11 protein-coding genes are annotated in these 14,208 nt (G+C 72.1%); 3 read left to right on the top strand and 8 right to left on the bottom strand.

The window, feature by feature from the left end; genetic code table 11:
* The first annotated feature begins 590 nt into the window (after positions 1-590).
* Entirely contained in the window at positions 591-986 is a 396-nt protein-coding gene (locus ACFVQZ_RS15250; RefSeq protein ID WP_383622496.1) for a signal peptidase I, read from the top strand.
* Positions 987-1,095: 109 nt separating this feature from the next.
* On the opposite strand, the gene ACFVQZ_RS15245 is transcribed toward ACFVQZ_RS15250, so the two are convergent.
* From ACFVQZ_RS15245 to ACFVQZ_RS15225, 5 genes are all read right to left on the bottom strand, one after another.
* Positions 1,096-1,953, bottom strand: coding sequence for a hypothetical protein (locus ACFVQZ_RS15245; RefSeq protein ID WP_321193483.1), 858 nt, complete (start codon positions 1,951-1,953; stop codon positions 1,096-1,098).
* A gap of 656 nt (positions 1,954-2,609) precedes the next feature.
* Positions 2,610-3,485 (bottom strand): barstar family protein, encoded by an 876-nt coding sequence (locus tag ACFVQZ_RS15240; protein WP_321193484.1) that lies wholly within the window; start codon positions 3,483-3,485, stop codon positions 2,610-2,612.
* Between the two features lie 243 nt (positions 3,486-3,728).
* Positions 3,729-4,427, bottom strand: a complete 699-nt coding sequence (locus ACFVQZ_RS15235) for an alpha/beta fold hydrolase (RefSeq protein ID WP_383622491.1) — start codon at positions 4,425-4,427, stop codon at positions 3,729-3,731.
* A 105-nt stretch (positions 4,428-4,532) separates the two neighbouring features.
* Positions 4,533-5,018, bottom strand: a complete 486-nt coding sequence (locus ACFVQZ_RS15230) for a pyridoxamine 5'-phosphate oxidase family protein (protein WP_383622488.1) — start codon at positions 5,016-5,018, stop codon at positions 4,533-4,535.
* 35 nt (positions 5,019-5,053) lie between these two features.
* Entirely contained in the window at positions 5,054-6,517 is a 1,464-nt protein-coding gene (locus ACFVQZ_RS15225; protein WP_383622485.1) for an MFS transporter, read from the bottom strand.
* Positions 6,518-6,795: 278 nt separating this feature from the next.
* Between ACFVQZ_RS15225 and ACFVQZ_RS15220 the strand changes: the two genes are divergently transcribed.
* Together ACFVQZ_RS15220 and ACFVQZ_RS15215 are read left to right on the top strand one after the other, a co-directional pair.
* Positions 6,796-7,719 carry a LysR family transcriptional regulator gene (locus tag ACFVQZ_RS15220; protein WP_383622482.1) on the top strand — a complete coding sequence of 308 codons (924 nt, stop codon included), beginning with the start codon at positions 6,796-6,798 and terminating at the stop codon, positions 7,717-7,719.
* A 525-nt stretch (positions 7,720-8,244) separates the two neighbouring features.
* Positions 8,245-8,820 (top strand): hypothetical protein, encoded by a 576-nt coding sequence (locus ACFVQZ_RS15215; protein ID WP_383622479.1) that lies wholly within the window; start codon positions 8,245-8,247, stop codon positions 8,818-8,820.
* 211 nt (positions 8,821-9,031) lie between these two features.
* Here the strand turns inward: ACFVQZ_RS15215 and ACFVQZ_RS15210 are convergent, their stop codons facing one another.
* From ACFVQZ_RS15210 to ACFVQZ_RS15200, 3 genes are all read right to left on the bottom strand, one after another.
* A complete protein-coding gene (locus ACFVQZ_RS15210; RefSeq protein WP_383622476.1) occupies positions 9,032-9,556 on the bottom strand; it encodes a VOC family protein in 525 nt (174 codons plus the stop codon).
* Positions 9,557-9,684: 128 nt separating this feature from the next.
* Positions 9,685-10,500, bottom strand: coding sequence for a sulfite exporter TauE/SafE family protein (locus tag ACFVQZ_RS15205; protein WP_383622473.1), 816 nt, complete (start codon positions 10,498-10,500; stop codon positions 9,685-9,687).
* A gap of 222 nt (positions 10,501-10,722) precedes the next feature.
* Positions 10,723-14,157, bottom strand: coding sequence for a S8 family serine peptidase (locus tag ACFVQZ_RS15200; protein WP_383622470.1), 3,435 nt, complete (start codon positions 14,155-14,157; stop codon positions 10,723-10,725).
* Between the last annotated feature and the right edge of the window lie 51 nt (positions 14,158-14,208).

Genomic DNA, 14,208 nt, shown 5'->3' with positions numbered 1-14,208 from the left:
CGGTAACCCGCCTTGCCTGGTTCCAGCGGCATAAGCGCGTGGAGGGGGACGAGACGTCGGCGCGCATGGGGCGAGCTCCCCGTTCTCCCTCGGGGAAGGCGCAGAGTACGCGGGCCTCAGGAGCCGGCACGACCGTGGCGTACACGAACCCGCCGATGACTCGGTCGGCATCGCTTCTTCTGGCCCTATGGAGACCACGGGCGGAGCGGGGCACTCAAGAGCCGGCCTGCCGCCGGCGGTCGACGGGTTCGGTCCGCTCGCGGCGGCTCCACCCAGGGCCGGGGGCAGGACGAGGGGGAGCCTCGCGCCCCCTGCGCCCGGCATGCCCAGGACGAACCCATCGTGCGCGAGCGCTGCAGCCGGCGCTGGTACGACAGGCGAAAGCGTGCTCGCGGGCCGGTCAGGGGCGCCGCTGCCGGCGTCGCAGCGGCGCGGCTTCCCGTACTCCTCGCTCGTCCGAACCGAGAGGAGGCCGCAAGCGAAAGGGGGTTGCCCCGGCGCCAGCAGCCGTCCTGCACCCGCTCCGCCAGACTGAAGGCCTCGCGCATCATCCCGGCACAGAGGCAGACCCAGTGGTACGTTCCCGAGCCATGACCGACAGCGTGTACGTGGGCAACGCAGGCGCGGACGCGGTTCTCGACCGGGGATGGCTGCTGGGCCACTTCAAGGACGCCTCCGATCCCCGGCACAGCGAGGCCGTGGAGATCAAGTGGGGCGTCCATCCTGCGGGCGACGAGCGGGCCGGATGGACGAGGGGCGAGGAGCGTACGGCCCTGCTGGTGCTCATCCGGGGGTGCTTCCGGGTCGAGTTGCCCGGGCGCACCGTCCGTTTGGAGCGCGAGGGCGACTACGTGGTGTGGGGGAGGGGCGTCGACCACTCCTGGTTCGCCGAGGAGGAGTCCGTGGTCGTGACGGTCCGCTGGCCTTCCGTGCCGGGATACGCGGTTCCTCGGGATGGTGAGGGCGCCGCTGCCGTGCCGGCCTGACGGTCGCTGCCCGCTGCCCGGCACTCTGCGACATGCCCCCGCCCGCCCCCCCCGAACAAGGACCTCCCGAGCAGGGGGATGCCCCTGGACGAGGGGGGGAGGGGAGGACTCAGCGCGCGAAGCCGTAGTCCAGCAGCTTCTTGACGTCCGACGCGCGGTTCGCCTCGCTCGGTGCGGCGAGGACCGTACCGATGACCGTCTTGCTGCCACGGGTCGCCGCGAAGACGAGGCAGTACTTGGCCTGCTGGCCCGAGCCGGTCTTCACGCCGATCGCGCCGCTGTAGGTGCTCAGCAGCTTGTTCGTGTTGGTCCAGGACATGTTCCGGTAACCGCCGGTCTTGGTGGTGACCTTCTGCGTCGTGGACTTGGTCTTGACGATGGTGCGGAACGTGCTGTTCTTCATCGCGCTGCTCGCGATCTTCGTCAGATCGCGAGGCGTCGAGTAGTTCGTCCCGTTGCTGATCCCGTCGAACGAGTCGAAGTGCGTGTTGCGCAGCCCCATGCGCCGCGCCTCGTCGTTCATCTTCCCGATGAACGACTTCACCCGGGCCGCCCTGGTCGAACCGGTGCCGAACTTGTCGGCCAGCGCATAGGCGGCGTCGCAGCCCGACGGCAGCATCAGGCCGTAGAGCAGCTGCCGGACCGTCACCTTGTCGCCGACGATGAGCCGGGCCGAGGAGGCGTTCTTGGAGACGATGTAGTCGCTGTACGCCTTCTGGATCGTGACCTTCGCGTCGAGGTTCAGGCCTTTCTGGGCGAGTACCACCTTCGCCGTCATGATCTTGGTGGTGGAGCCGGTGGCCCGGCGGGTGTCCGCGCCCTTCCCGAACAACGCGGCACCCGTGCCGTTGTTCATGACGAACCCGCCCGGAGCGGTGATGGACGGCGCCGGCGGCGCCGCGGCCTGCGCCTGGCTCGCGGAGAAGCCTCCGGCCAGAAGAGCCGAGGTCGTGACCACGACCGTCACGGCCCGGCGTACCCGCAGTGGAGTGGATATCAAAGTGCTCTGCCCTCGATAGGAGTTGACGTCGCCGAGGAGACGTTCGTACGGCCCTCGCGCAGAGAAGATGCGCGAGCGACCCGGAGGGATGCACGGAGAAACGTGTCCTCCCTCTCATTTCGAACGACAGCGCGAGCGGCGATCGCCGGGGCCCGTGCCGAGCCGGCCGCCACCGCAGGTGGTGCGCCGTGATGTCCGTCCGGCGGCACGGCTGCCTTCCTCCTGTGCTCGGCCGAGCCTGGAGAACACCGCGCGGACCGAATGCGGTTGCCTGTGGCCTGCGTCGTCAGCGCGCCACGAGAGCGCCCAGGCGCCTGCTGGCCCAGGTTTGCCGACTGGCGCGCCCTCGCCCCTTTGAGGCGTCGTCGATCGGGCCGGCCGCTGCACCAGTCGGATCACCGGCGGCGCCCCAGACGCGTACATCAGCTTTGCCGAGGACCACCGTGAGCCGGCTGTCGGCCGTGACGCCGTAGTGGCGATCCTGGTGCGGGAGCCGCTGAGACACAGGACGGTGACCTCGTTGAGCTCACGGCCCGGTTTCGCAGCAGTGGCTGCGCAGGTCCGCGGGCTCGGCTATGTCGACCAGGGGCAGCCCGCAGTCTGCCGCCATGGCCCGCCCCGCCCTACGCGCCACGACTGGCGTCCAACGACTCGTCCGGGTTCCACATGACGGGCATGGCGCCCACGGGTTCGAAGCGGATTCGTGGGTCGTTGCTCTGGACCAGGGCGATCAGGCGGCGGCGAAGGGCGGTGGCCTGGCGGGCCTGGTCGGCGACGATGTCCAGGACGTCCTGCGCGGCCTTGGGGCAGGCTGCGGTGAACCGGTCGTAGTCGGTGAAGGCGAGAACCAGCCCGGCGCCCTCGGGTGCGTCGTCGTACGCGCCGTAGCAGGCCACGTCGCCGAGGCAGTCGTTGAGGGCGTCCAGGTTGTGTCCGTAGTAGTCGGGGAAGTGCAGGGCCGCGGCGATGGCGCGGTGCATGTCGCGCTCCGTGTTCCAACGGCCGGCTTCCAGGCGGATCACGCGGAAGCCTCGGTCTTCGAGCCGATCAGTCGCCTGTCTGAGGAGACGCTTTCGCCAGAAGAGGGTGACGAAGGTGTTGATCATGTACTCGATGCCGGGGAGGCGGTTCGTCGCGGATGCCCGACCCGTTTCGTTCCGGTAGGCGTCGAGGAGGCGGAAGAACTCTTCGACGGGGGTGGAGCCGTCGGGTGTACTGCGTTCGATGTCGGCTGCCCAGCCGAGCGAGCCGGTGCCGTCCCGGCGTGCCCCGACCCACTGGCTGAAGGCTCCCCCGGGCCAGAAGTCGCAGGGGTCGTCGATGGAGTGCACGCCGAGGGCGACCTGGTAGCCGATCAGCATGGTCTGCAGATCGTGGAGTGAGCCGGCGCGCAGCCACATGCCGGGCCGCAGACGGACCTGGTCCAGGAAGTCGTACACGTCAACCGCGCAGTCCTGCCAGTGCTGGGCGGCGTCATGCGGGTGGTTCTCGGTCGGCATGTGCGGAGCCTACGGCTTGAGTGAGAGGGGTCGCATGGGTCGTTTCGGGACGGGCGCGAGGCGAGTGGGCGCGGTCGGGGGCGGGGCGTCTGAGGTGGTCCGTGTCGCTCGCCGCGCCCCCAGCCCCCCATGGGATACCCAGCCCGCCGCGCGCGCGAGACGGCGAGTGGGCGGTCCGCGACGAGGCGATCGTCCTCGTCGCCTCTCCCGCCGCCTGGCGCCAGACGCGAACGGGGGCCGCGGTCACTCCCGGACCGTGTCGAGGAGGACCTGTGCCAGTTCGCGCGGCTGGGAGAACATCGGCCAGTGGCCGGTGTCCATCTCGACCAGCCGCCAGCGCTCGCTGAGCAGGAGCTTCGCCACGTCCTCGCTCGGCTCGGGGTCGCCGAGCGTGCACTTGACGTACGTTGCCGGCAGGTCGCTGAGCGGCCGTTCCAGCACGGCTGGTTCGGTCAGCGTGGCGCCCGGATGCGGCGTCGCGCCGCGAACGATCCGCGCAATCTGCTCGTCGGAGAGACCGTGGCCCTCGAAGTGGGCCGCAGGCGCGACCGGCCAGAAGCCCTCGGTCTCGGCGATCGATGCCGTCACCGTCGCCCCGCCGTCCGGCCAGGAGGAGAGGAACGATTCGCCATCGGCCGGGACGCTGGAGTCGACGAAGACCACGCCTGCCAGCCGGTCGCCGATCCGCTCGGCCGCCTGCCCGACGGGGATGCCCGAGTAGCTGTGGCCCACCAGGACAACCTCACGCAGATCCTGGCGCTCGACCTCATCGACGACGTCCTGAACGTGGGTCTGCTGCCCGGCCGGCACGCCTCGCTTCTCGGCGAGACCGGACAGCGTCAGCGGGTGGACGCCGTGGCCGCCCGTCCGCAGATGAGGCACGACCTCATCCCACGCCCATGAGCCGAGCCGCGCACCTGCAACCAACACGTAGTTCACCATGGCCGCACCCTAGCGAAGCGATTGAGCGGCTGCTCAAGGTAAACGTGCCCACCGCGACAACCGGCGCCGCCGCGCCGGCGAGTCGCCGGGTCAGCCTGCCGCTGGCTACAGCTGCGGCTGCCAGATCGTGCTGCGCAGGTCCGAGCCCCGCACCAGCTGGATCCGCCAGGGTTCGATCCGGATCACGTGGTACGCCGGGTCGTCCGCGCCGCCTCGCCAGTAGTGGACCGGGTCGTAACCCACCCCCTGCGGGCCGCCCTTGAGGTAGAGGTCCCACGCGTGCCGGCGGTCGGTGTCCGTCTCGGCCCAGGTGGAGAGGGCGTCGACGTGGACGGTGTTCTGGCGGGGGTTCCAGTACGAGTACGTCGTGTACGGGCTGTGGGCCAGGTGCGCCGCCTTGACCGGGGTCTTGTACGCGGCCAGCCAGCCGACCGGGCGCCCGTCGACGACCTCCCAGACGGGGAGGAGGACTCTGGCGCGCGGGCGGTTCTCGCGGTCGACCGTGATCATCGTGGCGTACTTGATGTCGCGGATGTACGCGAGGAAGGTGTCCTGGATGTCGGTGAACGCGTCGGTCTTGGTCGTGGGCACAGCGGGTGCTCCTTCACGGGTCGGCGGCGGCCGGGCTACTTCGCGGCGGTGAGTTCGGGCGACGGGTCGTGCTCCGAGGCGGCAGCATCGTCCGTGCCCCTGCCCCGCCGCACTCCGAAGGCGCTGACCAGCATCGCGCCCAGAGCCGCGGCGAGCGGCACCCACAGCGCGGCCTGGTAGCCGTCCAGGCGCGCGGCGGCCGTGTCCGACGCCGTGGCGGCGACGTTGACCGCGGCCGCCGCCGAGAGACCGAGAGCCGCGCCGAACTGGAACGCGGTGTACAGGAGCCCGCCGGCCAGCCCCTGCTCCTCCTCCTTGACGTCCTCCGTCGCGACGATCGTCAGCGGCCCGTACGTCAGCGCGAAGGACAGGCCGAGCAGCAGCAGGCTCGGCAGCATCGCGAGGTACGTCCAGTCGGCGCCGAGCGGCAGGAAGAGCGCGTACGCGAGGGAGGCGAGGACCAGGCCGCCGAAGATCAGGCGGGCGTTGCCGAAGCGGTCCACCAGCTTGGGTACGACGGTCGGCGAGAGGATCGCGTCGACACCGATCACGATCATCGCGAAGCTGGTCTCCAGCGTGGACCAGCCGCGCAACTCCTGGAGGTAGAGCACGACCAGGAACTGGAAGCCGAAGAACCCGGCAGCGAAGAGCAGACCGGCGACGTTGGTCCGCAGCAGGGCCGCGCTGCGGAAGATGCCGAGCCGGACCAGGGGCGTGGCCGCGCGGCGTTCGACGACGACGAAGGCGGCGAGGGAGGCCAGGCCCGCGCCCAGCGTGACGACGGTCGAGACGAGAGACGCGTGGCTCACCCGCTCCACGCCCAGGACCAGCAGCAGGATGGCCGCGGTGACGGTCAGACCGCCGACCAGGTCCAGGCTCTGCCCGGTCCGGTCGGGCCGCGGCGACTTCGGTACGAAGGCCAGCGCGCCGATCAGGATGAGCGCCGACAGGACCACCGGCGCGAAGAACACCCACCGCCAGTCGACCGACGCGAGCAGCCCGCCCACGACCAGGCCGATCGAGAACCCGCCGGCTGCCGTCCCGGAGTAGATGAGCAGGGCCTTGTTGCGGCGCGGGCCCTCCGCGAAGCCGGTGGTGATGACGGAGAGCCCGGCCGGGGTCATGAAGGCCGCCGCGACACCGGTGACGAACCGGGCGGTGATCAACTGCCATCCCTCGGAGGCCAGTCCGCCGAGCCCCGAGAACACCAGGAACACCGCGAGCCAGAACACGAACATCCGGCGCCGCCCGAAGAGGTCCGCCGCCCGGCCGCCGACCAGCATGAAACCGCCGTATCCGAGCACGTACGCGCTCATCACCCACTGCAGCGTGCCGGTGGACAGACCGAGGTCCGCGCGGATGGCGGGCATCGCCACGTTCAGCATCGCGACGTCGATGCCTTCCAGGAAGATCGCGCCGCACAGGACGAGCAGCACGCCCCATTCCCGGGCACTGAGTGCGGCGGCTGCCGCCTTCTTGGTCGTACTCACCGTACTCATGACAGGTCAACTCCTGGCTGGGGGAAGGAGGGAGGGAGGTGTGCCGTCCGCTGGGCGGTGGCGGCTCGTTCACCTTCGGCCAGGTCACGGGGCCGGAACAACGGCGAAGACGTGGACGGTCATTCAGCCTGGCTTACCGATCCGGGTCGTCCGGGGTAACCAGTGCTCCCCGTGCGTGTCGCCTTCCCCGCGCCGCTCCCCGGAACAACAGCCCCGTCACCGGCGTTGACGCGACCGGCCTGCCCTGCCGATCCGGTTCACCCGAGGGGATCCGTCCGATGGAACGCGACGAAGTCGAGTGCTTCCTGCTGCTCGCCGACGAGCTGCATTTCGGCCGCACCGCCGACCGCATGGGCCTCTCCCGCGCCCGCGTCAGCCAGCTCATCCAGCGCCTCGAACGGCGCGTCGGCGCACCGCTGTTCATCCGCACCAGCCGCCGCGTCACCCTGTCGGAGATCGGCCGCCGGCTGCGTGACGACCTCGAACCGCACCACCGCGCGATGGACGCCGCGCTGGCACGCGCCGTCGCCACCGCGCGCGGCATCGACACGGTCCTGCACGTGGGATTCTCCAACCCGCTCACCGGCGAGATCGTGATGAAGGTGACGGAGGCGCTGCGCGGCAGTCACCCCGGTCTCGCCGTGGAGATCTGCGAGGTGCCGATGAGCGATCCGTACGGGCGCCTGCGCGACGGCGCCTTCGACATCCAGCTCCAGGAGCTCCCGGTGCGGGAGGGCGACCTGGGCGGCGGCGCGCCCCTCCTCACCGAGGAGCGCGTGCTGGCGGTACCGTCCGCGCACCCGCTCGCCTCCCGCGACGTCCTCTCCCTGGAGGATCTCGCCGACGTGCCCCTGCTCACCGTCGAGGGCGAGCTGCCCGACTACTGGCAGGAGCACCACACCCCCACCCGCACCCCGAGCGGAAGGCCCATCACCCCCGGCCCCTCCGTGACCCAGATGCAGGAGGCCCTGATGCTGGTCGCGGGTGGCCGGGGCGCCCTCCTCACCGCCGCGCACACGGCGACGTACTTCGCACGACCCGGTGTCGCGTACGTCCCCGTCGCGGACGCGGAGCCGGTCGGGTACGGACTGGTCTGGCGGGCCGGGGACACCACCGGCGCGCTGAGGGCCTTCGTGGGCGCGGCCCGCACCGCGGCGCGGGAGATCGCGCAGGGGGGTTTGCGGACGGCAGCGCCGGCGTGAGCCGTGCACCGCGGCTCGGACCGGCGGGTCCCAGAGGCCACCCGTCATCCCGACTCTCGCCCGTCGCCGGCGTGATGGCACGCCGGTGCAGCGCGTCGTGGTGAACAGTTTTCGCAGTCCACCTCGACGCCAGCGGGCGCGGCGAGGGTGTCTGGGCGTACGGTCCCCGCCGCGGCAAGGTCATCACCACTCTCCATCGGGGGATGACACTCCAGGAGCAGATCGACCACGCAGGGGCGGACGAGCACGGCCACCTGGTCGGTGCAGACTTCAAGGCCGTCTCTCAAGCGCCTCCCAGGGGCGGGCGCCACGCACCTGTGGGCCGCCACGTCCCCGCTCCTCCATGGTGGCGGCGAGAACGCCGGATGAGCGCGCGCCCTGCGACGGATGCCGGGCTGCTTGTGGGCCTCACCGTTGCCCTGACCCGAGCCCACCGCGCCTCCACCGCGCCTCCACCGGGCCGGCTACCCGAACCGGCAGCGGACTCGACGACGTGCTGTCAGTGGCGGCTTCTACTGTGACCTCATGGGGAACTACTTTCAGACCGTCGTCGACCTCGATGCCACGCCCGCGGACGCCCGCACGCTGGCCGAGAGGGGACTCGACTGGCTGGTCGGCGAGGGGATCGTCCGGGCCGAGCTCACCGACTGCGTGCTCGGGGCGCCGACGGGGCATCCGCCCGGTCCCGCGTGGGTCAAGGCAGTGGGGCCGGAGGACTGGGAGCCTGACGGCGGCCTCAGGATCGAGACCGGCCGCACCGTGTTCAACTGCGGTCAGGGCGATCCCATGTTCGCGGTGTGCCCTCATTGCGCCGGGCGGACGGACTTCTACACCGATCGGCTGGAGGAGATCGAGGGTACGTGGGAGCCCTTCGGCGATGCCATCAGCGACTGGAGCGACACGGGCAGCGCGGCAGTCGTCTGCCCGCAGTGCCGGCGCCCTGGTGACCTGGCGGCGTGGACCTGGTCGGACGACTACTTCGCCTTCGGACATCTCGGCTTCACCTTCTGGGACTGGCCCGACTTCAGCCCCGCGTTCCTCGAAGGTCTCTCCCGCGCACTCGGGGGGCATCGCACGCTCCTCATGGGCGGCAAACTCTGAGGGGCCGGTCCGGAGTTCGCACGACCGTCCGCCGACAGGAGCGCCCGCCGGTCATGGGTACCGTCGCCCGCGGCGACCAGCAGGGCGTCGACTCGGAATGAGCCGCGTCGACGGGCGGGGGACCACGTGCAGCTCCTGGCGGCCAGGGACGACCTCGGCCCGGAACCTGTCCGTCAGGAGCTCGCAGCGAGTTCTCCGAGCAGGGATGGGCTCAGTGCGTCGGGCGCCGTGGAGCGCTCGCCACACCCGCGTCCCGGCCGCTCAGCGCGGCGTCCAGCGTCTCCTGGGCCGTGCGCATCGACTCCGCGTACTTCGGCTCGAACATGCGCTCCCACGCCGTGTCCGGTGCGACGTCCTCGACGCGGCTCACGACCCACCAGATGTTGCCGAACGGATCCCGCACCCGGCCACCACGGTCCCCCCACGCGCTGTCGGAGATCTCGGTGATCACCTGCGCCCCGTGCGCGACGGCCGCGGCCATGGCGGCGTCCGCGTCCGGAACGTAGATCCGCAGCAGCGACGGCATCGCCGGCCAGTCGGGCCGCCTGTCGAAGGCCAGCACCACCGTGTCGCCGACACGGATCTCACCGTGGCCGATGGTGCCGTCCTCGACCGGCACCCGTGCGATCTCCTCGCCGCCGAACGCGGCGGTGATGAAGTCGAGCAGCGCGCCGGTGTCGTCCGTGACCACCCACGGCGCGACGCTGGTGTAACCCTCGGGTGCAGTGTGCTTCATCGGTGCCGTCCCCTCGTGTGGTCCATCGCGTGGTGACGACCCTAAAGCTCAAACAGGACAAGCTGTGACCTAGATCGGCCTCGCGTCACCTCGGTGTCGATGAGAGCCGGAGGCGCCCGAACGGCCGATCACTCGTGCCGGACGAGTTTGAGCGCGGAGACGAGCAGGATCACGGCGAGCGCGGGGATGAGCACCGCGTCCGGGAAGACGCCGAGGAGCAGTCCGCCGAGGATCGCCCCGGCGACGGAGCCGGCGGCCATCGTGGCGGTGAAGCGGAGGTTGGCCCGGAGGACGGTGAAGCTGCCGTCGCGGCTGTAGCGGGCGAACGCGACCAGCATGGTGGGCAGGGAGACCAGCAGGGACAAGCTCCCGGCGGTCTTGATGTCCTCTCCGAACAGCAAGACGATCGTCGGGATGAGCAGTTCGCCTCCCGCCACCCCCATGATCGCCGCGACGACGCCGATGCCGAACCCGGCGGCGGCACCGGCGGGGATCTGTGCCGCGGGCGGCAGGTCGAGGCCGTCCAGGGTGGTGGTGTGGGTGAGGACGAGGGCGGCAGCCATGAGGACCATCAGCCCGGCCAGCACCCGGTACAGGGTGGTGGAACGCATCCGCACCGCCCAGGACGCGCCCGCCCAGGCGCCCAGGAGGCTGCCCGCGAGGAGGTTGACGGCGACGGGCCAGCGGGCCGCGACCTCGGCGGCCGGTACCGCCGCGAGCCGGGCGGGCAGCGCGACCAGGACCACGACCAGGCTCATCGCCTTGTTCAGGATCACCGCCGAGAGCGCCGCGAACCCGAAGAGCCCGATCAGCAACGGCAGGCGGAACTCCGCTCCACCCAGTCCGATCATCCCGCCCAGCACCCCGATGGCCGCTCCCGCGCCGAAGGCCACCGGTGCCGCGTGCGTACGTCGGGGAGGGCGGATCGGCCGGGGGGTGCTCATGACGGCATCCTCGCTGGTGGAGGCGCTGTCCGGCCAGGGCAAGCCCCCGTCTTCGGGGAAAGCCACCGGGCCGCCGTCGCCGATTCGTCGGGACCTCCGACAGCGGGCACGAACTCCGTCAGCCAACGTCCCCCACCCCCCGGCCGTCACACGCACCGCGCCGGCGTCACCACCCAGGGCGGTGACGCCGGCGCGACAAGACCCAGGCCGGGCCTCAGCTGGTCACTTGCCGATCCACGCGTTCAGGACGGTCAGCGTGGAGGTGTTGCCCTGCCGGTCGGTGACCTCTGCGGCGAGCGCGATGCCCGCGCCCTTCGCCGGGTTCTTCACGACGATCCGGCCGGCCACGACAGGCACGTTCTGCCACGTCTTCCCGCCGTCGTAACTCGCCCTCACCCTAAGCGACTTGAGGTTGCCCCCGGCGGCGGAGCCCTGCACGGTCACCGGAACCGACGTCCACGCCAGGCCCGGGGCGCGCGTCTCCAGGTCCACCGGCGCCGCGAAGCGGACCGTGGACACCGGCAGCGCCGTCGTCTCCGTGACCTGCCCGGACCGGAACGCGAACGACGTCTCGACCCGGGTGGACGCCCCCGCGACCTCCGCCGGCCGCTCCACCGAGGTGACGAGGCGGTACGCGGCCTCGGTGCCGTCGACGGTGAAGGGCTCGGTGCCGCTGAGCGGGTCCTCGTTCGAAGCGACCTTCTCGCCGTCGCGGTACAGCGTCGTCAGGACCTTCGACGTGCGCGTGAGGCCCTTGTGGCCGCGGCCGTCGGCCAGCAGGGGCACCGCGCCGACGAGCTGCTGCTCGCCCGTCGCCGGGTCGGGCGCCGTACGGAAGACTCCCATGCCCTCGCCCAGGAGCGGGCCGAAGACGCCGGCGTTGAACCGCTCGCCGTACGTCCTCCCCGCCTCGTACCGCTTCGGCGCGACCATCTCGTAGCCGCCCTCCAGGGCCGGGTAGCCCCACTCGTCGGGCGCGCCGAGCTGGTTGAAGCGGGTCAGCCAGCGGACGCCGTCGGCCGTGGAGACGTGGAAGGTACGCGTGCCGGGAGCCGGCTGCGGCGCGGAGTAGCCGTTGCCCTCGGGCGCTCCGGGCAGATGGGCGTACGGGGACGCGAGCGCGGACTTGCCGGGCGCGGAGGCGCCGAGCTCCACCTTCACGGTGGCGAACTCCTCGGGCTTCGCGTGCCGGGTGTAGCCGGTCGCCACCGTCTGCGTCTTACCGCCGTACGCGACCGCGTACTGGCTGGTGGCGTCCTTGAGGAAGTGCGCGTCCCAGGTCTGCAGCAGCGAGCCGTCGGTCACGGCCGGACCCTGGTGGGCGGTGCGGAAGCCGGTGAGGCCGCGCAGCACCCAGCCGTTGCCGACCCGCCCGATCTCGGTGTTCCGCTCGTAGTAGGTGCCGGCGTAGTCCGCCCGGTCGATGCCCGGCACGGTCAGGGCCACCGGCTTCGTCGTGCGCGCGTCGACCGTGACCGCGGTGTCACCGGAGACGTCGAGCGAGGGCTGCGCGATCCAGTCGGTGCCCTTGGTGTAGTCCGAGGGGTCCTCGTAGACGGCGGTGCTCAGGGTGTACGACCCCTTGGGCACGCGCAGCGTGTGGCTGCCGGGCTCGTTGTCGATCCGGGCCTGGAAGCCGGCCGCGGGCCCGGCGACGCCGATGAGGGTGTTGGCGAAGTCGCGGGCGTCGGCGCCGTCGCGGCCGAGCGTGCGGACGGTGAGGTCGTACGACTCCGCCTCCCGCACGGCCACCGCGGCCGTACGCACCGACTGGCCGGCGCCGGTGGCGGTGACGTACCCGGTGAAGGTGCCGTCGACCGAGCCCACGCGGGTGTCCGCGGTGAGCTCGACCTCCGCCGAGCCGCCGGCCGGGACGGTGACGCGGGTGGCGCCGAGCGCGAAGAAGCCGTCCGGCACCGGCTTGCCGGCCGGGTCCAGGCCGGAGACCGACAGGTCGAGGGTGACGTCGGTCGTCCCCACGTTGCGGTAGCCGACCTTCCGGGTGACCGGCTCGTCGTCGGCGTGCGGCCACCGGGCCGTGCCGAAGTTCAGCGACACCGGCTCGGGGACCACGGTCGCCGCCAGCGCCCGGTCGGCCTGGACGCGGCCGGTGCCCTGCTGGAAGGCGGTGAGGCCGGCGCCGCCCTCGGCGGACCCGGTCAGCGCGCCCTTGAGCTCCGCGGCCGTCCAGCCGGGGTGCCGCTGCTTCAGCAGCGCGGCGGCGCCCGCCACGTGCGGCGTGGCCATCGAGGTGCCGTCGATCTGGAGGTAGCCGGGCGCCGGGTGCGGCGTGCCGGGGCGGGTGTCGATCGCGCTGCCGGGCGCGGCGGCGGCCGTGATGGCGACGCCGGGCGCGGTCACGTCGGGCTTGACGGCGCCGTCGTCGGCGCGCGGCCCGGTGCTGGAGAAGGGCGCGAGCCGGTCCTCGTGGTCGACGGCGCCGACGGTCAGTGCGGCGTCGGCGCTGCCGGGCGAGCCGATCGTCGAGGATCCGGCCTCGCCGTCGTTGCCCGCGGCGACGGCGAACAGGATGCCCTTCTCGGCCGAGAGCCGGCCGACCGCGGCCTCCAGCGGGTCGACACCGGGGGTGTCCGGGCTGCCGAGGCTGAGGTTGACGATGTCGGCGCCCTCGGCGGCGGCCCACTCCATGCCCGCGAGGACGGCGGAGTCGTCGCCGTACCCGTCGTCGTCGAGGACCTTCCCGCTGATCACCTCCGCGCCCGGCGCCACGCCCTTGAACCGGCCGCCCGACCGCGCGCCGGTGCCGGCGGCGATCGAGGCGACGTGCGTGCCGTGGCCGACGCGGTCCGCCGCGTCGGGGGACGCGGAGAAGTTCTTCTCGCCGACGACCCGGGTCCGCAGGTCCTCGTGCGTCTTGTCGACACCGGTGTCCAGGACCGCGATCCGCACGCCGGTGCCGTCGAAGCCGGACTCCCAGGCCCGGTCGGCGCCGATCTGCCGGACGCTGCGGTCGAGGCTCGCGCCCCGTACCCCGTCCAGCCACACGGTGCCGATGCCGGCGGCGGTCGCCCGCGCGCCGCTCGCCCGCAGGTCGGTCAGCGCCTCCCACACCCGCGCCAGGTCGTCCGCGGAGGCGAGCAGGGCGTCGGCGCCGAGCGTCGGGAAGGTGCGGCGCACCTCGGTGTCGCCGGCCGCGCGGAGCGACGCCCGAGCGGAGGAGGCGGTGCTCCCGTCGTACCGGACGATCAGCTTCAGCCCGGAGCGGTGGCTCGCCCGCAGCCGGGGGTCGGTGAGCACGGACAGGTCGAACAGCCGCTGGTCGAGCCGGCCGTCCGCGATCAGGGACCGCGCGTCGGCGGGCACCACGAGGGTGCGGTCGCCGGTGCGCCGCACCTCGACGGGTATGCGCTCGCGGCCGGGAGCGGCCTCGAAGCGCACCATCCGGCCCTCGGCGTCCACCACCACCCGGTCGCCGGTGACGAGCGGGATCCGCTGGTCACCGCCGATCCGGGCCGGGTGCGCGGCGGAGGTGCCCGAGGCACGCGGCGCGCCCGGGGTGGTCGGAGTGGTCAAGGTGGCCGGGATGGCCGAGGTGGCCGAGGTGGTGCGGGTGGTCGCGACGGCGGGGCCGGTCATGCCCGCCACGAGGGCCACCGAGGTGGCCGCGGCGATCGTGAAGGCGCGTGCTTTCTGCACGGGTGCGCGCAAGTCTCCCCCAGGAGCTTGGGATGAGGTCGAGTGGTCGAA

The sequence above is a fragment of the Streptomyces sp. NPDC057854 genome, from assembly GCF_042797055.1.
Classification (GTDB): domain Bacteria; phylum Actinomycetota; class Actinomycetes; order Streptomycetales; family Streptomycetaceae; genus Streptomyces.
The sequence above is the reverse complement of the archived record's forward strand: the minus strand, read 5'-3'. Positions and strand labels throughout refer to the sequence as shown.